The organism is Tepidamorphus gemmatus, assembly GCF_004346195.1.
GTDB classification, from domain to species: domain Bacteria; phylum Pseudomonadota; class Alphaproteobacteria; order Rhizobiales; family Tepidamorphaceae; genus Tepidamorphus; species Tepidamorphus gemmatus.
The window spans coordinates 317,732-341,334 of the sequence record NZ_SMAK01000004.1 but is presented as its reverse complement, the minus strand read 5'-3'; the positions used below and the strand labels follow the sequence as shown (position 1 = coordinate 341,334).

The window sequence follows — 23,603 nt, the reverse complement described above, 5'->3', positions numbered from 1 at the left end:
GCACAAGGTCGGGGAGGTTGTCTGGAAACCTCCTGTTCGCGCCGTCGGCGTTCCGGTCCGGCTGACCGGTCGGACCGTCGCGCCCGGCCTCCCTCAGCGCGACCCGATGAACCGCTCGAGCTTGCCGAGGGTCTGATGCCCCAGTTCGATCGCGCCGAAACCCTTTGCATCCTCGAACGCGGCGGCTGTGCTGAAGATCATCCCCAGGGTCACTTTCGTCGCCCCGCCGAGATCCTCGAACGCGGCCCAGGCGTCGGCGTGCTTCGGCCCGTCCTCGCCCCACAGCAGCTCATAGCCGATCCGCCGTTCGGGCTGCACCTCCTGATAGCGATGGTGGTTCGGGAACACCGTGCCGTCCGGCGCGATCATGTCGAACACCCATTCGCCGCCGGCGCGCAGATCGATCCGCCTGGTGCGGCAGGAGAAACCGTCGGGGCCCCACCACTGCGGCAGCGTCTCGGGGTTCATCCAAGCGCCCCAGACGGCCGGTCGCGGCGCCCGTATCACCCGTTCGAGCACCATGGTGCGCGCGGCCGTCTCGGCGAGATTGTCGAGCCCGGCGCCGAAGCCCTGCCGGTAGCCTGACTCAATGTCGGCGGTGAACGCGGCGAGCTGCACGGTGACAACCAGCCGGCTGCGCGCGCCGCTTCCGGCGATGTCCGCAGTCACCAGCGCCGCCGACCGCGTGACGTCAGCCGAGGCGATCACCTCGTAGTTCACGCTGCGCTCCGGCGGCTGCAGTGCAAGCCAGCCGCATTCGCAGCGGATGTCGGGCGCTCCCTCGACCTTGCACAGCGAGATCTCGCGGCCACCTGCCCGGGTGTCGGCCTCCACGATATCGACGATGACCGCCGGCGACGGCGCCGCCCAGATCGCCCGTGCGGCGGGGTCGGTCCACGCATGCCACAGCGTCGCCGCCGGTGCGGCGATGTCGCGCGTGAAGGTCAGCGTGGCGAAGCGGCATCCTGCGCCGTCATCGGCAGCGGAGGGGGCGCCGCTGATCGCCGGATCAATCGTCATGTCCGGGGTCCTTCATCACTGTCATCACGAACGCGTCGAGACGGTCGAGACGCGCTTCCCAGATGGCCCGTTGCTCGTCGAGCCAGGTGCGCACCGGTTGCAGCGCCTCGGGCACGACGGCGCAGGTGCGCACCCGGCCGTCCTTCGCGCTGCGGATCAGCCCCGCCTGTTCCAGCACGGAGAGGTGCCGCATCACCGTTGGCAGGCTGAGGCCCGTCGGGCCGGCAAGATCCGTCACCCGGGCAGGCCCTTGCCCGAGCCGGGCGAGGATCGACCGGCGGGTCGGATCGGCCAGCGCGTGGAACAGCAGCGATAGGTCGTGATCATGCTTAGCCATAATGCTAACTATCTCGATTTCGGTCGGTCAGGCAAGCATGAACTTCGACAGGCAGCTAAGTGTCGCATGATGTGGGGCTCGGGGCGGCACCGTCTTGGACCGTTGGCCGCCCGAGCGGTCTTGCGCCGCGCGGCAGCTCCTTCAGCAACGCCAGCCGCGGCGCGTGCGGGTCACGATGTCGCAAACCTGCGCAGGGCATTGCCGGACGAGGATCAGGCTGCTAGGCCGAGCGGCGCGGCGGCAGGTGACGGGGAGAACGACGGGTGGGGGCTTCCGAGGACACGAGACCGGGGGAAATCGCCGTTGCGGCCGGCACGATCGAGGCCGCGGCGGGCGAACGCGTGGTCTTCATCGGCCGGATTCGCTCTGCCTGGCCGGATCGCGACTCCGCACCGCGAAATCTCCGGCAGGCCCGCGAGCTTGGTGAACGGGGACGTGTCGAGATCGATCCGCCGTTCCGGCCGGGTCTCGACGGAATCGGCCGCTTCAGCCATCTGGTGCTGCTGTACTGGCTCGACCGCTCCCGCCGCGACCTCGTGATCCAGACGCCGCGTCATGCCGACGCGCCGCGCGGCGTATTCGCCCTGCGCTCGCCCGTGCGTCCCAACCCGATCGGCATGGGGATCGTCCGCCTTCTGTCGCTCGACATCGGCGCGGGGCTCCTGGAGATCGACGCCATAGACTGCATCGACGGCACCCCGCTGCTCGACATCAAGCCCTATTTGCCGTCGACGGATGCCTTTCCGGATGCGGTGACCTGACCGGCGTCCGCTCGCGCTGCGGCGCCGGCCGGCTCACGCTTCGCTCGGGGCGGCAATCAGCGTGCCGAGCCTGGAGAAGAACTCGCGGGCGAGCTTCTTCGCCGTGGAGTCGATCAGTCGCGCACCGAGCTGAGCGATCTTGCCGCCCACATCGGCCTTGACCGTGTAGGCGAGGATCGTGGCGTTTTCACCATCGGGGGTGAGGGTGACGTCAGCGCCGCCCTTGGCGAAGCCGGCAACGCCGCCCTTTCCCTCACCGGTGATGGTGTAGGAGTGCGGCGGGTTGAGGTTCGACAGTTCGACCGAGCCGTTGAAGCGCGCCTTCACCGGCCCGATCTTCAGCACCACGGTTGCGGTCATGCTGGTGTCCGACGTCTTCTCGAGCGTCTCGCAGCCCGGGATCGCCGCCTTGAGCACCTCCGGATCATTGAGCGCACGCCACACCGTCTCCACGGGGGCTGCGATCCGTTCCTCGCCGGTCATCTCCATTGGCACGTCTCCTGAGAAAGTCTAGGTCTGAGCGGGACCGCCGCGCTGGCCGCGACGGCGGTTGAGGGTAATCTCGGCAAGGATCGACAGGGCGATCTCCTGCGGGGTGATCGCGCCGATGTCGAGGCCGGCCGGGGCGTGCACCGTATCGATCAGCGCGGCCGCGATGCCCTGGGCGACGAGCCGCTCGCGCAGCGTCGCCATCTTCGCGCGGCTTCCGACGAAGGCGCGGTAGTCGGCATCGGCCGACAGCGCCGCCTTCAGCGCCGCCTCGTCGCCGCGCCCCTGGGTGGCGACCACGACGAAGTGCCGCGTTCCAGGCCGGGAGGAAAGCGCATAGGTCTCAATCCGCCGCTCGGCGGCGGTGAAGGCCGCCTGATCCTCCGCCGGTGCGCAGACGGCGACTTCGTAACCGAAGCGGCTGGCCAGTTCGGCCAGGGCCACTGCCACGGGGCTCGATCCCATCACCGACAGCAGCGGGCGCGGCAGCACGGGTTCGATGAAGATGTCCATCGTGCCGCGGCTCGGGCACATCGAGCGCGCATAGGCGACTCCCTCGCGGGTTTCGCCGGGTTTCACGCCGTGCGCGGCCAGCAGATCCTCGGGCTGCACCGAGATCAGCCGGGGCGCCCCGTCGGCGAGCGCTTCGCGGGCGGCCTTCAGCACGGCGCCACGCGCGCAGCCACCGCCGATCCAGCCGCCGGTGATCCTGCCAGTCTCGTCGATCACTGCCTTGGCGCCGGCCTTCGCCGCCGTCGCCGCCACCGTGCGCACGACCGTCGCCAGCGCGAAGGGCCGTCCCTCGGCCTTCAGCCGCGCCGCAGTTTCCAGGATGTCCGTTGCGCCGGTTGCCACGTCGACCATTGCCGGCATCCTCTACAGTCGCGCCAGGTAGGGTTCGAGGGCAGCAAGGCTCTTCAGGTCGTGTGCCGGCGCGAACAGATCGACATGCGGCAGCGCCGCCTGCATGCCTGCCGCCTCCGGCGCATAGTCCGTCCAGCCGATCATCGGGTTCAGCCAGACGATCCGCCGGCAGCGGCGCGCCAGTCGGCGCATCTCCATGCCGAGCCGGCCGGCATCGCCGGTCTCGTAGCCGTCGGAGACGATCATCACGCAGGTGCGGGAATGGATGACGCGGGCGGCATGGTGCGTGTTGAAGGTGGCGAGGCTTTCGCCGATGCGGGTGCCGCCGCCGACGCCGGCTGCCATCATCGACAGCCGGTCGAGCGCGCGGGCCGGATCGCGTTCGTGCATTGCCGCCGAGACATGGACAAGCCGGGTATGGAACAGGAAGGCCTCCGCCTCGCGGAATTCATCCAGTACGCCGTGGACGAAGCGCACGAAGACGCTCGTATACGGGCTCATCGAGCCGGACGCGTCGAGCAGGATAACCAGTCGGAGTGGCTTCGGCTTGCGGCGGCGCATGGCGAGCGATACCGGCACGCCGCCATGCGAGATGTTCCGGTGGATGGTGCGGCGCAGATCGAGATGGCGGCCGCACCGCCGGATGCGCTCGCGCCGAGTGAGCCTGGCCCGCATCCGCGCGGCGAGCCGGCCGGCGATCGCGTGCGCCTCGGCGATTGCATCGGGGTCGGCGAGCTTGCGGAAGTCGGTGGTCTCGAGGCTTTCGGCTCGCGAGGCGCCCTCCATCCTGCCGGCCGGTCCGGCATCGCTGTCGCCGGGAGGGCTGCCATCGGTCGAAACCGCCTCCGCCACACCCGCCGCCGCGCGGCCGGACCTGTCGATTAGCGTCTGCAGCGACGGGCTGGCGAGGCCGGGGGCGCTGCCGGCAACCCTCGCCACCCGTTTCACCCGTCGATTGAGCCAGTAGGCGTCGAAGATCGCGTCAAAGGCTGTCCAGTCTTCGCGGCGGGCGCAGAACAGATGCTTGAAGGCCGAGCGCAACCGGCCCGGCCGACGGGCGATGTCGCTCTGAAGCAGGGTGGCCGCATCGCGGCCTTCGGCGAGCCCGACCGCAAAGGCATTGTCGCGCAGCGTCCGCAGGAAGCCGGCGAGCCGGCTGCCGAGCATCGCCGACACCTCGGCGAGGTCCTCGGGTGCAGGTGGCGAACCGCAGCAGCTCATGCGACCTTCCCCAACAGACGGGCGGTGCGCTCCGGGGCAAAGCGTGCACGGTCTTCATGCGTCTTGAGCAGGCAGGCCAGCGTTGCATGAACCGTCGCCGGATCGTCATGCAGGTTGGTTACATCGAGCCCGATCAAGGCGGCTGCCCAATCGAGCGTCTCGGCGACGCCGGGTACTTTCGTCAAGTCCTCCCGGCGGATCATGGCAACCATGTTCGCCACCTGCAGGGCCAGCCCGGCGCCGGCGTCGGGCAGCCGGGCGAGGATGATGCGCGCCTCGCGGTCGACATCCGGGTAGTCGAGATAGTGGTAGAGGCAGCGCCGCCGCAGCGCGTCTGAGAGTTCGCGCGTGCCGTTCGAGGTTAGAACCACCATCGGGATGGTCGTCGCCTGAACGGTGCCGAGTTCCGGGATCGAGACCTGAAAATCCGACAGGAGCTCCAGCAGGAATGCCTCGAACTCCTCGTCGGCCCGATCAATCTCGTCGATCAGCAGTACCGCCGGCTCGGTCTGACGGATCGCCGCCAGCAATGGCCGCTCCAGCAGGTAATCCTCCGAGAAGATCGCCGCCTCGATCTCCTGCGCTGCCGTCCCCTGCCGCGCCTGGATGGCCAGCAGCTGGCGCTGGTAGTTCCACTCGTAGAGCGCCGCCGATTGGTCGAGCCCCTCGTAGCACTGCAGCCGGATCAGCTTCGTTGCGTGGATCGCGGCGAGCGCCTTGGCGACCTCGGTCTTGCCGACGCCGGCCTCGCCCTCGATGAGCAGCGGCCGCTTCAGCATCTCCATCAGGGCGAGCGCCATGGCGAGTTCGTCGTCGGCGATGTAGCCGGCGTCGGCGAGGCGTCGCGCGATGTGGTCGCGACGCGCCGTCATCGGTCGGCTCCGGAATGGCGAAGCGGACGGTTCCTAGGCGCCTCGCGGCGGGCCGAGCCTCGCACCCGAGCGGAGAGGCAGTGCGCGAAACCCTCCGCCCCCTGGCATCGCCCGAACTGATGGCGGGTCGCCATGCGGGTGTTGCGCGGGCGAGAGTTCCCCCTCGTTCCCCTCGCGGGGTGGGAGGGCCCGCGCCCCGGGCGCGGGCCGGGTGAGGAGCCGTTGAGCGACACCTCGAGCGTCCTCATCACCCGTGCAGGCCGAGCCGCTTCGCCGCCGCCCAGTTTCGCCAGAAGTCGTGCGGCATCTGGATGTGCGTCGAGCCGAGGAACGCGAAGGCGTCGTTGACGGCATTCGAGAAGGCCGGCACACCGCCGACATTCGGGCTCTCGCCAACGCCCTTGGCGCCGATCGGATGATGTGGGGAGGGGGTGACCGTGTGGTCGGTCTCCCAGTGCGGGGTTTCGACCGCGGTCGGCAGGAAGAAGTCCATGAACGAGCCGGTCACCACATTGCCGATCTCGTCGTAGCGGATCTCCTGGCCCATCGCGATGGCGAAGGCTTCGGTCAGCCCACCGTGCACCTGACCCTCGATGATCATCGGGTTGATGCGCGTGCCGCAGTCGTCGAGCGCGTAGAAGCGCCTGACCTTGTACTCGCCGGTATCGACGTTGATGTCCATCACGCAGATGTAGGCGCCGAACGGATAGGTCATGTTCGGCGGGTCGTAGTAGCTGACCGCCTCCAGCCCCGGCTCCATGCCCGGCGGCACCGAATTGTAGGCCGCCCAGGCTATCTCCTTCATCGACTTGAACTTCTCCGGCAGACCCTTGACCCGGAAACCGTCGATGTCCCATTCGAGGTCGTCTTCGTGTACCTCGAGCAGATGGGCCGCGATCATCTGCGCCTTGGCGCGGATCTTCCGGGCGGCAAGCGCGATCGCCGCGCCTGCGACCGGTGTCGAACGTGAGCCATAGGTGCCGAGACCGTAAGGCGCCGTGTCGGTGTTGCCCTCCTCCACCATGATGTTGTCGGCGGGAATGCCGATCTCGGTCGCGATGATCTGCGCCCAGGTCGTCTCGTGACCCTGGCCCTGGCTCTTGGTGCCCATCCGCGCGAGCACCGCTCCGGTCGGATGGATGCGGATCTCGCAGGAATCGAACATCGCTATGCCGAGGATGTCGCAGTTCTTCGACGGGCCGGCGCCGACGATCTCGGTGAAGAACGATACGCCGATGCCCATGATCTCGCGAGTCTCTCCGCGCTTGAACGCCTCGCGCCTTTCGGCCTGCTCGCGGCGCAGACCCGCATAGTCCACCGCCTCCATCGCCTTGCGCATCGCGGTGTGGTAGTCGCCGGAGTCGTATTCCCAGCCGAGCGCGGAGTGATAGGGAAACTGTTCGGCCCGGATGAAGTTCTTCAGCCTCAGTTCCACAGGATCCATGCCGAGCTTCTGGGCGAGGATGTCCATCGCCCGCTCGATGCAATAGGCCGCCTCCGTGACCCGGAACGAGCACCGGTAGGCGACACCGCCGGGAGCCTTGTTGGTATAGATCCCGTCGACGGTGACGTGCGCCGTGGGGAAATCATAGGATCCGGTGACGATGTTGAAGAAGCCAGCCGGCCACTTCGACGGATCGGCGCAGGCGTCGAACGCGCCGTGATCGGCGAGCACGTGGACGCGCAGGCCAGTCACCTTGCCTTCCTTCGTCGCGGCGATCTCGGTCGTCATGTGGTAGTCGCGGGCGAACGATGTTGCGGTCAGGTTCTCGATCCGGTCCTCGACCCACTTCACCGGCTTGCCGATGACGATCGATGCCACTGCCGCGCAGACGTAGCCCGGATAGGCGCCGACCTTGTTGCCGAAGCCGCCGCCGATGTCCGGGGCGATGACGTGGATCTTCTGCTCCGGCAGGTTGGCGATCAGCGCCACCACGGTGCGGATCACGTGCGGGGCCTGGAACGTGCCCCAGATGGTCAGTTCGCCCTTGACCTTGTCGAACGAGCATACCGCCTGGCAGGTCTCGAGCGGCGAGGGATGGGTGCGATGGTAGGAGATCATCTCCTTGATCGTCACCTCGGCGCGGTTGAACGCCTCGTCGGTCGCCGATCTGTCGCCGACGGTCCACTCGAAGATGTGGTTCGGATGCTTGCGGGGGCCGTGCGCACCCTCGGTCTTGTCCTTGATGTCCTCGCGCAATACCGGCGCGTCTGCGTCCATGGCCCGGAACGGATCGACGAGGACGGGAAGCTCCTCGTACTCGACCACGACCTTCTCGACGCCATCGGCCGCCGCATAGCGGTCGGTCGCCAGCACGAAGGCGACCTCCTGGCCCTGGAACAGCACCTTGCCGTCGGCCAGCACCATCTGGACGTCGCCGGCCAGCGTCGGCATCCAGGCGAGGTTGACGGGCTTCAGATCCTCCGCCGTCAGGACCGCGACGACACCGGGTACCTTGAGCGCCTCAGAGGTGTCGATCCGGATGATGCGGGCATGGGCGTGGGGCGAGCGGACGAAATCGCCGTGCAGCATGCCCGCGAGCTTGATGTCGTCGACATAGTTGCCCTTGCCCTGAGTGAAGCGGATGTCCTCGACCCGCTTGCGCCGGCATCCCATGCCTTCGAGACGGGCCTCGCGCTGTTCGCGCGTCGGGGTCATGTCGTTCATTCCGCGGCCTCCACCAATTCGACGCCATTTGCCTTGGCGGCAGCGTACTGGATCGCCTTGACGATGTTCTGGTAGCCGGTGCAGCGGCAGAGATTGCCGGCAATTCCGGCGCGGATCTCGGCTTCGCTCGGCGAGGGGTTCTCCTGCAGCAGCCGGTGCGCACGCATGATCATCCCCGGCGTGCAGAAACCGCATTGCAGGCCGTGCATCATGCGGAAGCCTTCCTGCAGTGCCGACAGCGTGCCGTCCGGATTGGCCATGCCTTCGATGGTGCGGATCTCGGAGCCCTGCGCCTGAACGGCGAACATGGTGCAGGATTTCACCGAACGGCCGTCGAGATCGACCGTGCAGGCGCCGCAGTGACTGGTCTCGCAGCCGATATGGGCGCCGGTAAGGGACAGGTGCTCGCGCAGGAAGTGGATCAGCAGGGTGCGCGGCTCGACGAGGGCTTCGACCGCCTCGCCGTTCACCGTCATCTTCACGTGAACCTTGGACATGTGGGGGCTCCTGTCATTTCGCCGCGGCGGCGGCCCGCTCGAGGGCGCGCACGACCATGATGCCGCCGACATGGATGCGATACTCGGCCGGCCCCCGCGCATCGGAAGCGGGTTCCATGATCGCCCGCGCGGCATCGGCGGCCTTCGCCAGCGTCGCCTTGTCGAGCCGCGAGCCGATGACGATGGCCGCCGCCTCCTCCGCGAGCAGCGGCGTCTCGGCGAGATTGGTCAGACCGATGGCACAGGTCGCAACCGTGCCGCCCTGCATCGTCAGCACCACTGCGGCCGCCGCCGTGGCATAATCTCCGACCTTGCGCTTCAGCTTCTCGTAGGCCGAGCCATGGCCGTCCGGCGGAACCGGGATCGAGATCGCGGTCACAATCTCGCCGGGCTCCAGAGCGGTGAAGTAGGCTCCCTGATAGAAGTCCCGTGCCGCCACCGTCCGCACGCCGTCCGGACCGGTCAGCGTGTAGCTCGCCCCCAGCGTCATCATCACGGCGGGCATGTCGTTGCCGGGATCGCCATTGGCGACGTTGCCGCCGATGGTGCCGCAGTAGCGCACCTGCGGGTCGGCGATCATCAGCGCCGTCTCGCGCAGGATCGGCACGGTGTCGGCGAGAAGATCGGAAGCGATGACGTCGTGCTGGGTGGTCATCGCGCCGATGACGATGACGTTGCCATCGCGGCGGATGCCGCGCAGCTGGGCGATGCCGCCGAGGTCGACCAGATGCTCGGGCTCGGCAAGCCGCAACTTCATCATCGGGATCAGACTGTGGCCGCCGGCGATCGCGCGGGCGTCCTCTCCGAGATCGGCGAGAAGCCGCACGGCGGCCTCCACCGCATCCGGCCGGTGATAGCCGAACTGTCCGGGTATCATCGTTTCCTCCTCCATGCGGCCGCGTCAGGCGCGACCTTGGCAGTGAGGATGATCCGGCGACCGGACAGGGCAACGGGCAGCCGGCGCGGGATGCACGAGCCGTGCGGATTTTCACGAACGGCGTCGTTCGCTGCACGAAGTGCGACAGGCTTGCTGACCTATTGGCTCACGCGATGCGCGCGGTGCGTCGGGGAATGCCGAGCCGGGCCCGGAGTTCGGCGACGCGCGCGCGGGCCACGGGTACCCGCTTGGTCGTGTCCGCCTTGATATCGACGATGGCGCCGTCGCCTTCGCGGTGAACGGCGGCCACATGCTCGATCGAGACGATGTGGCTGCGGTGAATGCGCAGGAAGGTCCCGGGATCGAGCCGGGCTTCCATTTCCGATATCGACCAGGGACTCATCCGCTCGCGTTCGCCGTCAAAGACCAGGGTGTAGTGGCCGTCTGCCTGGATCGAGCGGATGTCGGCGACATCGACGAACTGGATGCCGTCCAGTCCTTCCACGGGAACGCGGCGGACATAGGAAGGCCTCGGCTGCCCGGCACCCCGCAGCGGCAGGGCTCCCGGCGCAAGGGGGCGGTGGAAGCCGTCATGGGCCGAGACGGACTCCCGCGTCGCGAATTCCGCAAGCATGCCGGGGAGCGGATCGGCCGGCGGCGGCGGTTCGGGGGCGGCAACAACGCCCCGTCGTGGTTCCGGCACGAGGAACAACAGCCATCCCGCCGTGACGATGAAGCACAGGATGGCAACCAGGACTGCCAATACCTGGGAGTCGATTGCAAGCCCCGTCATCGCATGGTGCGGTGTCCTGCTCGGCACGTAGATCATGCCGGCCATGGCCGTGTAGTGCATTCCCGAAACCGCGATGCCGAAGGCTGTGGCGCTGGCGGCGAGCCTGAGGCCGTCTTGGCGCTGCACATAGATGGACAGGCCACCGAAGGCGGCGGTGATCGCGATGATCGCCGCAAGTGCAATGAGGGCGGGACGATGGTGGATCTCGAAACTGCCGGTCACGCCATGGATGCCGACATAGTGCATGCTGATGATGCCGAGACCCATGAACAGGGCCGCGAAGGCCCGGCGTCGGATCGTCGGCGGACCGATGCTGACGAAATACAGCGAAATGCCGACCACGAGCGCGCAGATCAGGAAGGACACAAGGGTCGGCAACACCAGATAGGCCGCATCCGGCGGGGTCGGAGCAGCCAGCATCCCGACGAAATGCATGGTCCAGATGCCGACGGCGAGGAACCAGGCGCCGGCTGCCAGCAAGGCACGCCGCTGCACGCCGGGCGTGCCGCGCACACGCGCCGCGAGCCCGAAGCCCGTATAGCCGCCGAGAATGGCGACGGCGATCGACAGCGCGACCAGCCAGGGATCGTGATTCTCGAACATTGCGTATGGATGCCGCGATCCGGTGCGCGGCAGCTCCTCCCGACCGGAGGGTACCGCCGGTTGTCGCATGCTGGCAACGGTTGCGACGTCAGGCTCGGGGCGCCTCGGCGAGACGGGCGGCGACGAGGCGGGCGGCCTCCAGCATTCGGGGCAGGTGGACCGGCTCGCCGTCGCGCGACATCTGCGGCGTGAGCCCGCCCATGCTGAGCGCGCAGATCAGCCTGCCGGCCGCGTCAAGGACAGGCACGGCCAGCGCGGCGAGGCCGAGCGCAACGTCATCGACGGCGAACACCCAGCCGCGCGCCCGGATCGCCGCCAACTCGGCGCGCAGGATGGCCGGATCGGTGATGCTGGCCGGCGTCATCTTTTCGAGCGGTCCGGCCAGCATTGCCTCGATCTCCTCCTCGGACTGATAGGCGAGCAGCAATTTCGGCGCGCCGCCGCAGTTGATCGGCAGCGTGCCGCCGACGGCCCACCAGCGCACCTCCATGCCCTTCATGTCGTGCAGCCGTTCGAGGCACAGGGCCGACCTGTCCCGATAGACCGACAGGAACGTCGTGACATGCAGGTCCGCGGCGATGTCGGCGAGGATCGGCACTGCGACCGAGCGCAGGTCGAAATCCTCGACGACGCTCGCCGCCAGTGTACGGATGACGCGGCCGAGGCCATAGCGCTGGGTGACCGGATCCTGCGCGACGAACCCCTGGTTCATCAGCGTGACCAGCAGGCGACGTGTCGTGCCCTTGTCGAGGCCGGTTGCCCCGGCCACTTCGGCGAGCGACTGCAACGGGCGCTCGGCAAACGATTGCAGGATGTCCGTCGCCCGCACGACAGCGCGGACGTTCATGCTCGACAGATCTGTGGTTGTCGACCGCGCCATTCCCGATGCTTCGGCCCTGCGAATCTCTGCCCGCCGCGTGTCCCTTCGATCAAAGATAGGCAGATGCCCGGCCGCAGGTGCAAGCAGCAAGATAGCAGGGTATTTCATTACATGAAATGCATTTTATAGATTGACACGCTTCGGAACGCTTGTTTAGTTAGCTGCAACAAGACGCAGCATGGTCGGGGAGACGTTCGGGTGGGCGCGTGGCGCATCGGCGATGTCGTTGTGGAGCGGGTCGAGGAGTTCTCCTCGCCGGGCTTCCCGCCGTCGATGCAGTTCCCCGCCTACGACCCGTCGATCTTCGAGGAATTTCCCGAGCTTAAGGGGATCGACAGGATCGATCCGGCGACCGGCAACACGTTCGCGAGCATCCATACCTGGCTTGTGCGAGCCGGCGGCGAGGTGATCCTGGTCGACACCGCGTCGGGCAATCACAAGGTCCGTACTGATCCGAAATATGCCCGCTTCCACATGCTCGCCACCGACTATCTCGGTCGCCTGGCGGAGAAGGGTGTCCGGCCCGACGACGTGACGCTCGTCGTCAACACCCACATGCATGTCGATCATTCCGGCTGGAACACCCGGCTCGAGGACGGACGCTGGGTGCCGACCTTTCCCCGGGCGCGCTATGTGTTCGGCGCCGAGGAGTACCGCAACTGGCAGCCGGGCGGCCCGACCGCGACAGCGCAGCCAGAGGGTATCCCCGTCGTCGAGGACAGCGTGGTGCCGGTCGTCGAGGCCGGCTTGGTCGACTGGATCGGCGACGGCGACGAGCTGCGGCCCGGGATTACCTTCCACGCTGCGCCGGGCCATACGAGCGGGCAGCTGATCATGCGCGTGGAGTCGGGCGGTGAGGTGGGCGTCTTTACCGCCGACACGATGCACCGCGCCATGCAGGTCTTCAAGCCGGATCTCAACTGCTTCCTGTGCGAGGACAACACGCTCGCGCCCGTCACCCGCAGGCGCATCCTCGACGCCTGTGCCGAGGCAGAGGCGCTGATCTTCCCGGCGCATTTCGACCGACCGCACGCCGGTCGCGTGAAGCGCCGCGAGGACGGCGGCTACCGCTTCGAGCCCGTTCCTCCGAGCTGAGTAGAGACCGCCCCGACGATGAGCGCATCCCCCGAACGCCTCGCCAGCACCCATCCCGTCGTCGAAGCCCTGATCGCCGAACTCGGCGACAGCGTGTTGGCGGACTCGGCGAGCCGCGACTACTACGCCAACGACATATTCTGGCAGCCAGGCATCCGGCCACTGGCGATCGTCATGCCCGAGACCCGCGAGGCGGCGGCCTCTGCCGTCAGGATCGCGACCGGCGGCGGCGTGGCGGTGGTGCCGCGCGGTGGTGGCATGTCCTATACCAAGGGCTACCTTCCGTCGGTCGCCGAGGCGATCGTCATGGACTCGCGCAGGCTCGACCGGGTGATCGAGGTCAATGCCGCCGACATGTACGTGTCGGTCGAGGCCGGCTGTACCTGGGCGAAGGTCAACGAAGCGCTCGAGGGTACGGGGCTGAGGACCGGGTACTGGGGGCCGCTGTCGGGCGTGAACGCCACGGTCGGCGGCGCGCTCTCGCAGAACAGTGCCTTCTTCGGCTCCGCGTTGAACGGTACCGTCGCGGAATCGGTGCTCGGGGTCACGGTGGTGCTCGCCGACGGCAGCGTCGTGACCACCGGCTCCGGCGGGCGAAAGGGGGCCAAGCCCTTCACCCGCGAGGGCGGCCCCGATCTGACCGGCCTGTTCCTCGGCGACAACGGTGCCATGGGCTTCAAGGTCGCCGCGACGCTGAGGCTGTGGCCCAGGCCCGCCGAGACCGGCTACCTGTCGTTCGGTTTCAGGAGCATGACCGACATTGCCGCCGCCCAGGTCGAGATGGCGCGCGAAAGGCTTGTGTCGGAAGGTTTCGGCATCGACCGCACGAAGGCCTCGCATTCTGCAAGTGTCAACCGCATCTCCGACGGCCTCAGGACGCTCGGTAATGTTGCCAGGGCTGGCAAGACGCTGCTCGGCGGTCTCAAGGACGCCGCCACCGTCGCGGCCGGCGGTGCGAGTTTCCTGCAGGCGCACGAATTCACGCTGCATCTCGTCGTCGAAGCGCGCAATGCGGCCGAACTCAAGACGTCGATGGACCGGTGCCGGACGATCGCCGGCAAATATGGCGTCGAGATCGAGAACACCGTGCCCAAGGTGATGCGGGCCAAGCCGTTCAGCCCGGTGCGCGGCATGCTCGGTCGCGACGGCGAGCGCTGGGTTCCGATTCACGCCGTGTTCCCGCTCGGCGACTGGAAGCGGGTCGTCGAGGCAAACGATGCCTTCTACGCTGCCCGGCGCGAATTCATGGAGAAGCACGGCATCGTCTATTCGGTGATGACGATGACGGTCGGCACCGAGTTCTTCCTGGAACCGGCGTACTACTGGCTCGACGAGATCACGCCGCTGCACGCGAAGAGCCTCGGCGAGGATGTGGTGAAGCCGTGGCGCAGCCGGCCGGCCAATGTCGAGGCGCGCCAGGCCGTCGCCGAACTGAGGGCCGCCACGCAACACCTCTATGCCAGCCTCGGTGGCGTCAACTGGCAGGTTGCCCGCGACTATCCCTTCCGGTCGGTGCTCGCCCCCGAGACCTGGGCATTGCTCGAGGGGGTGAAGCAGGCGGTCGATCCGAAGGGTCTGATGAATCCGGGCGCGCTCGGGCTCGCGGTTCGCCACTGAGAAGACCGGCGGGCGTTTGCGGCGAACGCCGCCGGAGGAGGAGAGGATGGGCTACACGATCACCGAGAAGATCCTCGCGCGTGCCGCGGGCCTGCCGTCGGTCAGGGCCGGCGACGAGATCATGGCGAAGCCGGACTTCGTCCTCGCCTACGATTTCCCCGGCTATACCGATGTCTATTTCAGGCAGATGAAGGAGGAGTTCGGCATCGACAAGGTGGCCGAACCCGAGCGCTACGCGATCTTCATCGACCACATGGTGCCGGCGGCGACCCCGAAGGAGGAGGAGCTGCACATCGGCACCCGCAAGTGGTGCGCCGAGAACGGGGTTCCACTTTACGAGCGCAAGGGCATTGGCCACCAGGTCGCCGCCGAGGTCGGCTATGCGACGCCGGGCGCCTTCGTCGTCCATTTCGACGGTCACATCAGCCAGCTCGGCACCTTCGGCACGCTGGCGATCGGCATGCGCCGCAACGTGCTGGAGGCCTTCGTCCGCGAGAAGGTGTCGATCCGCGTGCCGCAGACGGTGCGCGTCAACCTGCACGGCGAATTGCAGCCCGGCGTCATGGCCCGCGACGTGTTCCACCACATGGTGCGTGTGCTGGGTCCCGCCTCGTGCCGCTTCCAGGTGCTCGAACTCGGCGGCCCCGGTATCGACACGCTGACAACCGAGGGTATTCAGTCGATCACATGCCTCGCGATGTTCACCGGCGCGATCACCGCCATCGTGAACCCGGACGAGAAGCGTCTTGCCTACGCCCTGCCGCGCGCTCGCAAGCAGCTCGACCCTGTGTTCAGCGACGCGGATGCCGAGTATGCGGCGGTGCATGACATCGACCTGTCGGGGCTCGAGCCCATCGTTGTCATCCCGCCGACGCCCGCCAATACCCGCAACCTGTCCGATTATGTGGGCCTGGAGGTGCAGGCCGGCTATCTCGGCTCCTGCGCATCGGGCCGCCTCGAGGACATCGAGATCGCTGCCCGCATCCTCGCGGGCCGGCAGGTCGCGACCGGCTTCATGCTGCATGTCATCCCGACCAGCCAGGAGATCATGGCGGAGGCGGCGCGCAGGGGCTATGTGTCGACCATCGTCGAGGCCGGCGGCTTCGTATCTTCCCCCAGCTGCGACTACTGCTTCGGTCGCATTGCGACAATGACCGACAACCAGCGTGCCGTGTCGACCGGCACGCTGAACGTCAAGGGCCGCATGGGCAGCCCGGACTCCGAAATCTATCTGTGCAACGCCGCCGCCGTCGCCGCCTCGGCGATCGAGGGGCGGATCGCCGATCCCCGCAAGTATCTGTGAGGCCGGCGATGCCGCTCGAGAATCTAAGGGGCAGGGTTGCCTTCATCTTCGAGGAGGACGACTTCGACGTCGATCAGATCGTCGGGGTCAAGAACATCAAGATCCAGGACGTCGAGGAACTCGCCGCTCTGGCGATGCGGTCTTACGATCCCGACTTCGCGAAGGTGGTGAAGCCCGGCGACGTGATCGTTGGCGGCCACAACTTCGGCTACGGACATCCGCACTATCCGCCGATGCGGGCGCTGCGCCATCTCGGCATTGCCGGGGTAATCGCCGAATCCTTCTCACCCGGCTACTGGCGCGGCGAGATCTCGATGGGTTTTCCGCAGTGCAGCTGTCCCGGCATCCGCGCACTGGTCAGCCGCTGGGATGAGGTCGAGGTCGACTGGGATGCCGGCGTCGTCCGCAACCTCACGCGGGGCCGTGAACTGCCCTTCGAGCCGTTGGCCAAGGCCGACCGGCTGATGCTCGAGGCCGGCGGCCTGGTTCCCTACCTCAAGCAGTATCCGGCGAACTGACCCGCCCCAGGAGACCACGACCGATGGCAAGATCCGCTGATTTCAAGTCCCGCGTGCTCGCCCAGAAAACCGTCTGGGCGGCCGGCGCCTATGATGCCCTCTCGGCCAGGCTGATCGAGGAGGCCGGTTTCGACGCGCTGTTGACCTCGGGCTTCGGCATTTCGGCCTCCTATCTCGGCCAGCCGGACGCCGAGCTCTACACGATGTCGGAGAACCTCGCCGTCACCCACAATGTCGTCAACGCGGTGTCGATCCCCGTCATCGCCGACATCGACACCGGCTACGGCAACGCCATCAACGTCATGCGCACCGTGCGCGAGTTCGAGGCCGCCGGTGTCGCCGCGGTGATCCTCGAGGATCAGGTGGCGCCGAAGCGCTGCCCGATCTGCGTCGCCGGCGTCGAGGTCATCCCGCTCGAAGAGGGCGTCGCCAAGATCGAGGCGGCCGCTGCTGCCCGCCGCGATCCGAACATGCTGATCATCGCCCGCACCGACGTGGTGAGCGAGGCCGAGGCGATCGAGCGCGGCAAGGCCTACGTGAAGGCAGGGGCCGATGTCATCCAGCCGATCTCGAAGTGCTTCCGGTCCATCGAGGGGCTGCGCGCGATGCGCCAGGGTTGCGGCGTACCGCTGTCGCTGCAGGTGCTCGGCTGGCTCGAGCGCGATCTATCGCCGAAGGAGATCGAGGAGATCGCCGGCATCGCCACCTTCCCGCTGGTGCCGCTGATGACGGCCACCCACGCGCTCCGCGAGAACCTGAAGGTGCTGGCCGAGAAGCACAGCTCCAAGGAGCTGCCGCGACCCGTCGTCGACCACAACGACTTCATCGAGTTCATCGGCTTCAAGGAGGTCGAGGAACTTCAGCTCAAATATCTCAGGGCCGGCTGAGCCCGGGGATGGACTGGCAGGATCAAAGCTTCAACACGGGAGGACACCCATGAGACTGAGACACCTACTGGCCGCCGCTGCCGTCGCGGCGCTCGCGATCGGTGCCACCGGCGCTGACGCACAGGAGCCGATCCGCATCGGCACCATTGCCCCGCTGTCCGGCCCCGGCGCATTCGATGGTCAGCTTGCCGTCGAGGGCATGGAAGCCATGGTCGCCATCGTCAACGACAAGGGCGGCATTCTCGGCGGCCGCAAGCTCGAGCTCGTCAAGTACGACGACAAGGGCAACCCGGAGGAGGGCGTCTCCGCCGCCAAGCGGGCAATGGAGCAGGACGATGTCGACGTGATCGTCGGCGGTTGGTTCTCCTCGGTCGCGCTCACCATGAAGGAGGTGACCCGCGACAAGATCCTCAACATCATGACGAGCACCCAGCATCCGAACACGACCAAGGAAGGTCACAAGTATCTGTTCCGGCTGAATGCCACATCGAACATGATGTCGGACACCTACTCGAAGTTCATCTGCGACAAGATGGGGGTGAAGACGATCGCCTTCATCACCATCAATGACGACTACGGCCGCCTCGAGGTGGACAACTACCGCAGGTTGCTGGGCGAATGCGGCATCGAGGTGCTCGGCAATGAATTCTACAACAAGGAGGATACCGACTTCACCACCGCGCTGACCAAGCTCCGGGCGCTCAATCCCGACGCGATCTACGTGTCGGCGATCAACACGGCCCAGGGGGCGACGATCTACCGGCAGATCCGCCAGATCGGCTACAAGGGCACGACGATCGCATCGGCCGGAAACATGAACCCCAAGCTGGTCGAACTGTCCGGTCCGGCGCTGGAAGGCGTGTACTCGGTGTCACTGTTCGCGCCCGACAGCGACAATCCCAAGCTCAAGGCATGGGTCGAGCAGTACAAGAAGATGTTTACCAACGAGCCGTCGTTCATCGGCTCGCTGGGAGCCCAGGCGGTGGAACTGATCGCCGGCGCCATGGAGGAAGCGGGTGATCCGCGCGATTATGACAAGATCGCCGCCGCCCTGCGTGCGCATCCCTGGGATACGCTGCTCGGCACCATCACCTTCGACGAGATCGGCCAGGCCATGCAGAACATCTATCTGGTCCAGGTGAAGGACGGAAAGATCACCTCCGTCAGCAACTGACTGCCTCCCGTCGACTCCCAGGACCCGCGGCGCCTGCCGCGGGTCGCTTCTTACCGGCACAGGGACCTGTGATGGACTACGTGGTTCTGATGCAGCAGATCACGAACGGCCTGGTGAATGGCATGACCTACGTGCTGATCGCCACCGGCCTGACCCTCGTGTTCGGCGTGCTGCACATCATCAACTTCGCGCACGGCGAGTTCTACATGCTCGGCGCGTTCTTCACCTTTTTCGCCGCGCAGCTGCTCGGGCTGGACTACATCTCGGCCGCCATCGTGGCGACGATCGGCGTGGCCGTCCTCGGCATCCTTGCCAACCGGCTGTTCTTCTGGCCGCTCAGACGCGAACACGAATTCACCGTCCTGCTGTCGAGCCTCGGCCTTGCCCTGCTGCTGACCAATGGCGGCGAACTGATCTTCGGCGCCGACCCGAAATACATCCCAAGTCCGTTCGCCGACGAGGTCGTCGAGATCGGGCAGGTCGTCATGACCCAGCAGCGCGCCCTGATCTTCGCGGTCGGTGCGGTCGTGCTGGTCCTGCTCTACCTGTTCATCCGCCACACCTCGATGGGCCGGATGATGCGCGCCACCGCGCAGAATCCGGAGGGCGCCGCGCTGACCGGCGTCAACATCCGCAACGTCTACACCGTCACCTTCATCCTTGCCTGCGGCTTGGCGGCGCTGGCAGGCGCGCTGGTCGGTCCGACCTCGATGATCTTCCCGACGGTGGGCAGCTGGGCGGTGCTCAAGGGCTTCATCGTCGTCATCCTCGGCGGGCTTGGCAGCATCCCCGGAGCCCTGATCGGGGGGCTGGCGCTCGGCGTGGTGGAGTCGCTGGCCGGCGGCTACATCTCGCTCGGTTTCGCCCAGGCGATCGGCTACGCGATCATCATCGTCGTCCTGCTGTGGCGGCCGCAGGGCCTGTTCGGCCACGCCAGGAGGGTCTGACCGTGCCACGCACCCTGCTTCCTTTCGCGCTGATCGCCGCGGCGATCGCCCTGCCGGTGGTAACGGGCAACACCTATTACCACCATCTGCTGGTGCTCTGGATGCTGTTCTCGCTGCTGGCGCTCAGCCTCAACATCATCGTCGGCTACATCGGCGAGCTCAGCTTCGGGCATGCGGCATTCTTCGGGATCGGCGCCTACGTGGCGGCGATCATGGGCATGGATCTCGGAGTTCCGGGCGTCCTCGGCCTGGTTCTGGCGGGCCTGATCGCCGGACTGTTCGGCTTCGTGATCGGCTACGTGTCGCTGAGGATCGTCGGACCGCAATTCGCAATCCTGACGCTTGGCTTCGGGTCGATCATCCACACCATCACCAACTACTGGGTCGATCTGACCCGCGGTCCGATGGGCATCTCCAACATTCCCAGACTGGCGTTCGGCGACGTGTACGTCTTCACCAGCGCCCGCGAGTACTATTACCTGGCGCTGGCCTTCGTCATCGCCTTCGCCTATGCGTGTCACGCGCTGATGGCGAGCCGGACCGGCAGGGCCTTCATCGCCACGCGCGAGAATGCGCCGCTGGCGGCATCACTGGGCGTCGACGTGTTCCGGATGAAGCTGCTCGGCTTCGTCGTGGCGACCGCCGTCGCCGGCGTCGGCGGTGCGGTCTATGCACACTACATGACCGTCATCACGCCCGACGTGATGAGCCTCCACTACATGGCCGCGCTCATCATCATGGTCATTGTCGGCGGCAGGGGAACGATCGCGGGGCCGATCATCGGCGCCCTCATCTATGTCGGTCTCCTCGAGCTCCTGCGCGCCGTCGGGCCGCTGCGTCTCGTCATCTTCGCCGCGCTGCTCACCCTGTCGGTGATCTTCCTGCCCGGCGGGATCGTCAGCCTCTGGCGGCGGGTGTTCGGCGACCCCGAAACGACCGCGGCCGCGCCGGGCGAGGGAGTCGGCCGATGAGCGAGCGTCCGATCCTCGAGGTCAACGGCCTCACCAAGACCTTCGGCGGTCTGACCGCGGTCTCCGACGTCAGCCTGACGGTCCGGCGAGGCGAGATCCTCGGCGTCATCGGCCCCAACGGCGCCGGCAAGACGACGTTCTTCAACGTCATCGCCGGCTCCATGCCTCCGACCTCGGGCACGGTGATCTATGACGGCAACGACTGCACCGGCATGCGGGCAGACCGGATGGCGCGGCTCGGCATGACGCGCACCTTCCAGATCACCAGTCTGTTCCCGTCGCTGTCGGCCTTCGACAATGTCCGGGCCGCGACCTATCGCACCGGGACGGCCGGCTGGCCTGCGGCGCTCTTCCGAACTGCAAGGTGGCGGCGCGAGGAGCAGGCAGTGCGCGAGTCGGCGATGAAGGCGTTGCGTTTCGTCGAACTCGACCGGCGCGCCGACGTGCTTGCCGACGCGCTCTCCTACGGCGAGCAGCGTCGGCTGGAGATCGCCATTGCGCTGGCCGCCGAGCCGCGTCTGCTGCTGCTCGACGAGCCGGCCGCCGGCATGAACCCGGAGGAGGGGCAGCGCCTCGTCGGCATGATCCGGCGCATCCGCGACGAGGGAGTGTCGATCCTGCTGGTCGAGCATCACATGCGCGTCGTCATGGGCGTCTGCGACCGCGTCGTCGTCATCGACCACGGCGTCAAGATCGCCGAGGGCACGCCGCGCGAGGTCGTCGACAATCCGGACGTCATCCGGGTCTATCTGGGACGGGAGGCGGTCGGTGCTTGAGTTGAACGACATTGTTGTCCGCTACGGCCGGCGCGAGGTCATTCACGGCCTGTCGATGAAGGTCGGCGCCGGCGAGGTGGTCACCCTGGTCGGCTCCAACGGTGCAGGCAAGACGACCACTCTAAAGACCATCTCGGGCCTGCTGCGCCCGGTCTCGGGGACGATCACCTTTGCGGGCGAGCGCATCGACACCGCCCAACCACACGAGATCATCGCCCGCGGCGTGGTGCATGTGCCGGAAGGGCGTCTGCTGTTTCCCGACATGACGGTGCGCGAGCACATCGAGCTCGGCGGCATTCGTGCTCATGTCGGCGGGCGCAGCCATGCCGAACGGGTCGACTGGGTGCATGAGCTGTTCCCGATCCTGCAGGAGCGACGCGACCAGAAGGCCGGCACGCTGTCGGGCGGCCAGCAGCAGATGCTGGCGATCGCCCGCGGGCTGATGGCCAATCCGCGCTGCCTGATGCTCGACGAGCCGTCGCTCGGCCTGGCCCCGATCATGGTCGATCTGCTTGCCGACACGATCCGCAACCTGCACGAGGCCGGGATCACCATCCTGCTGGTCGAGCAGCGCGTCGATCTGGCGTTGCGTCTGGCGCATCGCGGCTATGTGCTCGAGACCGGCAGGATCGTCATCGAGGACAGCGCCGACGTCCTCCTGCAGGACCCGCGGGTGAAGGCGGCCTATCTCGGCGCCTGAACGATCGGCGACAGTGAAGGAAATGCCATGTCCGAGCCACGTCCGCACTATGTCACGACCGGGCGCGGGCAGATCCGGCTTTGGCAGGCGGGCGCCGGTCCGAACCTCGTCGCGCTGGCCGGGCTGACGGCCGCCGCGTCGCTGAAGGCGCGCGAACTGACCGGCTTGATGCCCGGCTGGCGGGTGACCGTTGTCGAGCTGCCGGGTGTCGGCGGTTCCTCGGGCATCTCCTTCGCCAGTGCAGACGAGGCGGCCTGGGCGGTCGCCGAGGCGCTCGCCTGGCTCGATCGAGAGCCCTGTGCGCTCGTCGGGTTCGATCTCGCCTGTCCACTGGCCGCGCTCGTTGCCGACCGGCTGGCCACCGCTCCGGCAACGTTGCTCATGGTAGGCGTGGATACCGGCTGCGCCTGGGCGGCCGGATATATCGACCCCGGCGAGCTCGCCCCGCGCCAGGATGGCACCCATCTGAGTACGCTGTGGGCGTTCCTGCGCGATCGACACCTGCTCGACCCGGCAGATCGTGGCCAGCCGGCAACCGTCGGTGAGCCGTTGCCGGACGCTGCGGCGCTGTCTGAGACCTTCGTCGCGGCCGCCGTCAGACCGCAAGGCTTCGCGGCGATCTGGCGATGCTGCGCCGGGGCGATGCGGGCGACCGCGCCGCGGACCGGGCAGGCCATAGCGCTGACCGCCGACCTGCCTCGGGCGCTTGCCGGCTTGACGCTGCCGGATGCGACGCGCGAACCGCCTGTCACGACGCCGATGGCCGACCGATCCATCTGGCACCAGTATGTCGAGACCGCGAATGGCCGCATCCATCTGCGCCGTGCTGGCGGAGAGGGCCGTCCCACGCTGGTCATCCCGACCGGCGGTGGTTCATGCGCCCAGTTCGCGCCGGTGATCTCCGGCCTTGCCGACGGTCGCAGCGTCTTCGCCGTCGACTATCCGGGCAACGGGCTGTCGGACAAGCCGCGGCGCAAGGTGACGATCGAGACGCTTGCTGACGACATGATCGCACTCCTCGATGCCCTCGGGATCGAGGAGGTCGATGTCTGGGGGTCGCATACCGGTGCGCTGGTCGCCCTCGAACTCGCCATCATCGCTCCCGACCGCGTTGGCCGGATGGTCATGGAAGGCCCGGTATTCATCTCGAGGGATTTCCAGCAGGATCTGCTGGCCAACTACTTCCCGGTGATCCGACCGGACAAGTGGGGCCTGCACCTGCCGCTGGTGTGGAACTGGCGCCGCGACCTGTTCATGTTCTGGCCATGGTACCGCGTCGATCGCGCTGCGGCCCGCCGGCTCGGAGTCCCCGGCGCGGAGGATCTGCACACTTACGCGGTCGGGATCCTCGAGAGCGGCGAGACGTATGACGGCGCCTATCGCTCGGCCTTCTCCTACGACACGCGCTCGCGGTTGCCGCTGTTGACCCGCCCGGCGCTGATCTGCGCCGGTCCCGAGGACATGCTGAAGGATGGGCTCGCCGAAGCGGCGCGGCTCGGCCGTCCCGACGTCGTCACTGTCGAGGAGACGCCGACGACCGTCTGGTGGCCTGATCCCGAGCCGGCCGCCGCGGCACAGACCATGCGTCGCTACCGCGCGTTTCTCGCCGGTTGAGCTCGCCCCAATCTGACGGTCCCCGGCCCCGACCGCCGGATCGGCGCGCTGGGGTACGGTCGCGTGCGGCCGTGCGCGCGACCTGTCGGGATGTGTGGCCCTGATCCGCCGGCGGACGT

23 protein-coding genes are annotated in these 23,603 nt (G+C 67.3%); 12 read left to right on the top strand and 11 right to left on the bottom strand.

Annotation, left to right across the window (positions count from 1 at the left end; translation table 11 throughout):
* Positions 1-93: 93 nt before the first annotated feature.
* Together EDC22_RS09060 and EDC22_RS09055 are read right to left on the bottom strand one after the other, a co-directional pair.
* Positions 94-1,020 (bottom strand): SRPBCC family protein, encoded by a 927-nt coding sequence (locus EDC22_RS09060; protein WP_132806305.1) that lies wholly within the window; start codon positions 1,018-1,020, stop codon positions 94-96.
* A complete protein-coding gene (locus tag EDC22_RS09055; protein WP_132806304.1) occupies positions 1,010-1,357 on the bottom strand; it encodes an ArsR/SmtB family transcription factor in 348 nt (115 codons plus the stop codon). The genes EDC22_RS09060 and EDC22_RS09055 overlap by 11 nt, the downstream gene beginning before the upstream one ends.
* A gap of 263 nt (positions 1,358-1,620) precedes the next feature.
* Here EDC22_RS09055 and tsaA point away from each other — a divergent pair, with 263 nt between their 5' ends.
* Entirely contained in the window at positions 1,621-2,118 is a 498-nt protein-coding gene (tsaA, locus tag EDC22_RS09050; RefSeq protein WP_132806303.1) for a tRNA (N6-threonylcarbamoyladenosine(37)-N6)-methyltransferase TrmO, read from the top strand.
* Positions 2,119-2,151: 33 nt separating this feature from the next.
* Here the strand turns inward: tsaA and EDC22_RS09045 are convergent, their stop codons facing one another.
* The 9 genes from EDC22_RS09045 to EDC22_RS09005 all read right to left on the bottom strand — a co-directional run bounded on the left by EDC22_RS09045 (position 2,152) and on the right by EDC22_RS09005 (position 11,849).
* A complete protein-coding gene (locus EDC22_RS09045; RefSeq protein ID WP_425385521.1) occupies positions 2,152-2,607 on the bottom strand; it encodes an SRPBCC family protein in 456 nt (151 codons plus the stop codon).
* A 21-nt stretch (positions 2,608-2,628) separates the two neighbouring features.
* The gene (locus tag EDC22_RS09040; RefSeq protein WP_132806301.1) at positions 2,629-3,471 is read right to left on the bottom strand and encodes an XdhC family protein; all 843 of its coding nucleotides are present in this window, start codon (positions 3,469-3,471) and stop codon (positions 2,629-2,631) included.
* A gap of 12 nt (positions 3,472-3,483) precedes the next feature.
* Positions 3,484-4,692 (bottom strand): vWA domain-containing protein, encoded by a 1,209-nt coding sequence (locus EDC22_RS09035; RefSeq protein ID WP_132806300.1) that lies wholly within the window; start codon positions 4,690-4,692, stop codon positions 3,484-3,486.
* Entirely contained in the window at positions 4,689-5,564 is an 876-nt protein-coding gene (locus EDC22_RS09030; RefSeq protein ID WP_132806299.1) for an AAA family ATPase, read from the bottom strand. Before EDC22_RS09030 ends, EDC22_RS09035 begins: the two co-directional genes overlap by 4 nt.
* Before the next feature lie 247 nt (positions 5,565-5,811).
* Positions 5,812-8,232, bottom strand: a complete 2,421-nt coding sequence (locus EDC22_RS09025) for an aerobic carbon-monoxide dehydrogenase large subunit (RefSeq protein WP_132806298.1) — start codon at positions 8,230-8,232, stop codon at positions 5,812-5,814.
* On the bottom strand, positions 8,229-8,729 hold the full coding sequence (locus EDC22_RS09020) for a (2Fe-2S)-binding protein (RefSeq protein WP_132806297.1): 501 nt from the start codon (positions 8,727-8,729) through the stop codon (positions 8,229-8,231). Before EDC22_RS09020 ends, EDC22_RS09025 begins: the two co-directional genes overlap by 4 nt.
* Before the next feature lie 13 nt (positions 8,730-8,742).
* Positions 8,743-9,606: an FAD binding domain-containing protein gene (locus EDC22_RS09015; RefSeq protein ID WP_132806296.1), complete on the bottom strand. Its 864-nt coding sequence runs from the start codon at positions 9,604-9,606 to the stop codon at positions 8,743-8,745.
* 166 nt (positions 9,607-9,772) lie between these two features.
* Positions 9,773-11,002 (bottom strand): MHYT domain-containing protein, encoded by a 1,230-nt coding sequence (locus tag EDC22_RS09010; protein ID WP_132806295.1) that lies wholly within the window; start codon positions 11,000-11,002, stop codon positions 9,773-9,775.
* A gap of 88 nt (positions 11,003-11,090) precedes the next feature.
* On the bottom strand, positions 11,091-11,849 hold the full coding sequence (locus EDC22_RS09005) for an IclR family transcriptional regulator (RefSeq protein WP_165926840.1): 759 nt from the start codon (positions 11,847-11,849) through the stop codon (positions 11,091-11,093).
* Between the two features lie 231 nt (positions 11,850-12,080).
* Here EDC22_RS09005 and EDC22_RS09000 point away from each other — a divergent pair, with 231 nt between their 5' ends.
* From EDC22_RS09000 to EDC22_RS08950, 11 genes are all read left to right on the top strand, one after another.
* A complete protein-coding gene (locus EDC22_RS09000; protein ID WP_207903737.1) occupies positions 12,081-12,977 on the top strand; it encodes an MBL fold metallo-hydrolase in 897 nt (298 codons plus the stop codon).
* An 18-nt stretch (positions 12,978-12,995) separates the two neighbouring features.
* Complete coding sequence (locus EDC22_RS08995; RefSeq protein WP_132806293.1) at positions 12,996-14,594, top strand: FAD-binding oxidoreductase; 1,599 nt, start codon at positions 12,996-12,998, stop codon at positions 14,592-14,594.
* 46 nt (positions 14,595-14,640) lie between these two features.
* Positions 14,641-15,897, top strand: coding sequence for a 3-isopropylmalate dehydratase large subunit (locus tag EDC22_RS08990; protein ID WP_132806292.1), 1,257 nt, complete (start codon positions 14,641-14,643; stop codon positions 15,895-15,897).
* Between the two features lie 8 nt (positions 15,898-15,905).
* Positions 15,906-16,415, top strand: a complete 510-nt coding sequence (locus EDC22_RS08985; protein ID WP_132806291.1) for a LeuD/DmdB family oxidoreductase small subunit — start codon at positions 15,906-15,908, stop codon at positions 16,413-16,415.
* A 23-nt stretch (positions 16,416-16,438) separates the two neighbouring features.
* Positions 16,439-17,302 carry an isocitrate lyase/PEP mutase family protein gene (locus tag EDC22_RS08980; protein WP_132806290.1) on the top strand — a complete coding sequence of 288 codons (864 nt, stop codon included), beginning with the start codon at positions 16,439-16,441 and terminating at the stop codon, positions 17,300-17,302.
* A gap of 49 nt (positions 17,303-17,351) precedes the next feature.
* Entirely contained in the window at positions 17,352-18,476 is a 1,125-nt protein-coding gene (locus tag EDC22_RS08975) for an ABC transporter substrate-binding protein (RefSeq protein ID WP_132806289.1), read from the top strand.
* Between the two features lie 71 nt (positions 18,477-18,547).
* On the top strand, positions 18,548-19,423 hold the full coding sequence (locus EDC22_RS08970; RefSeq protein ID WP_132806288.1) for a branched-chain amino acid ABC transporter permease: 876 nt from the start codon (positions 18,548-18,550) through the stop codon (positions 19,421-19,423).
* Between the two features lie 2 nt (positions 19,424-19,425).
* On the top strand, positions 19,426-20,394 hold the full coding sequence (locus EDC22_RS08965) for a branched-chain amino acid ABC transporter permease (RefSeq protein WP_207903736.1): 969 nt from the start codon (positions 19,426-19,428) through the stop codon (positions 20,392-20,394).
* The gene (locus EDC22_RS08960; RefSeq protein ID WP_132806287.1) at positions 20,391-21,170 is read left to right on the top strand and encodes an ABC transporter ATP-binding protein; all 780 of its coding nucleotides are present in this window, start codon (positions 20,391-20,393) and stop codon (positions 21,168-21,170) included. Before EDC22_RS08965 ends, EDC22_RS08960 begins: the two co-directional genes overlap by 4 nt.
* Positions 21,163-21,870 carry an ABC transporter ATP-binding protein gene (locus EDC22_RS08955; protein ID WP_245499694.1) on the top strand — a complete coding sequence of 236 codons (708 nt, stop codon included), beginning with the start codon at positions 21,163-21,165 and terminating at the stop codon, positions 21,868-21,870. The genes EDC22_RS08960 and EDC22_RS08955 overlap by 8 nt, the downstream gene beginning before the upstream one ends.
* A 27-nt stretch (positions 21,871-21,897) precedes the next feature.
* Entirely contained in the window at positions 21,898-23,484 is a 1,587-nt protein-coding gene (locus EDC22_RS08950; RefSeq protein ID WP_132806286.1) for an alpha/beta fold hydrolase, read from the top strand.
* The last annotated feature ends 119 nt before the right edge of the window (positions 23,485-23,603 follow it).

Bases quoted from the DNA above. Each gene is read 5' to 3' on its own strand.
- EDC22_RS09060 (WP_132806305.1), bottom strand. From the start codon at position 1,020: ATGACGATTGATCCGGCGATCAGCGGCGCCCCCTCCGCTGCCGATGAC.
- EDC22_RS09055 (WP_132806304.1), bottom strand. From the start codon at position 1,357: ATGGCTAAGCATGATCACGACCTATCGCTGCTGTTCCACGCGCTGGCC.
- EDC22_RS09045 (WP_425385521.1), bottom strand. From the start codon at position 2,607: ATGGAGATGACCGGCGAGGAACGGATCGCAGCCCCCGTGGAGACGGTG.
- EDC22_RS09040 (WP_132806301.1), bottom strand. From the start codon at position 3,471: ATGGTCGACGTGGCAACCGGCGCAACGGACATCCTGGAAACTGCGGCG.
- EDC22_RS09035 (WP_132806300.1), bottom strand. From the start codon at position 4,692: ATGAGCTGCTGCGGTTCGCCACCTGCACCCGAGGACCTCGCCGAGGTG.
- EDC22_RS09030 (WP_132806299.1), bottom strand. From the start codon at position 5,564: ATGACGGCGCGTCGCGACCACATCGCGCGACGCCTCGCCGACGCCGGC.
- EDC22_RS09025 (WP_132806298.1), bottom strand. From the start codon at position 8,232: ATGAACGACATGACCCCGACGCGCGAACAGCGCGAGGCCCGTCTCGAA.
- EDC22_RS09020 (WP_132806297.1), bottom strand. From the start codon at position 8,729: ATGTCCAAGGTTCACGTGAAGATGACGGTGAACGGCGAGGCGGTCGAA.
- EDC22_RS09015 (WP_132806296.1), bottom strand. From the start codon at position 9,606: ATGATACCCGGACAGTTCGGCTATCACCGGCCGGATGCGGTGGAGGCC.
- EDC22_RS09010 (WP_132806295.1), bottom strand. From the start codon at position 11,002: ATGTTCGAGAATCACGATCCCTGGCTGGTCGCGCTGTCGATCGCCGTC.
- EDC22_RS09005 (WP_165926840.1), bottom strand. From the start codon at position 11,849: ATGAACGTCCGCGCTGTCGTGCGGGCGACGGACATCCTGCAATCGTTT.
- EDC22_RS08995 (WP_132806293.1), top strand. From the start codon at position 12,996: ATGAGCGCATCCCCCGAACGCCTCGCCAGCACCCATCCCGTCGTCGAA.
- EDC22_RS08990 (WP_132806292.1), top strand. From the start codon at position 14,641: ATGGGCTACACGATCACCGAGAAGATCCTCGCGCGTGCCGCGGGCCTG.
- EDC22_RS08985 (WP_132806291.1), top strand. From the start codon at position 15,906: ATGCCGCTCGAGAATCTAAGGGGCAGGGTTGCCTTCATCTTCGAGGAG.
- EDC22_RS08980 (WP_132806290.1), top strand. From the start codon at position 16,439: ATGGCAAGATCCGCTGATTTCAAGTCCCGCGTGCTCGCCCAGAAAACC.
- EDC22_RS08975 (WP_132806289.1), top strand. From the start codon at position 17,352: ATGAGACTGAGACACCTACTGGCCGCCGCTGCCGTCGCGGCGCTCGCG.
- EDC22_RS08970 (WP_132806288.1), top strand. From the start codon at position 18,548: ATGGACTACGTGGTTCTGATGCAGCAGATCACGAACGGCCTGGTGAAT.
- EDC22_RS08960 (WP_132806287.1), top strand. From the start codon at position 20,391: ATGAGCGAGCGTCCGATCCTCGAGGTCAACGGCCTCACCAAGACCTTC.
- EDC22_RS08950 (WP_132806286.1), top strand. From the start codon at position 21,898: ATGTCCGAGCCACGTCCGCACTATGTCACGACCGGGCGCGGGCAGATC.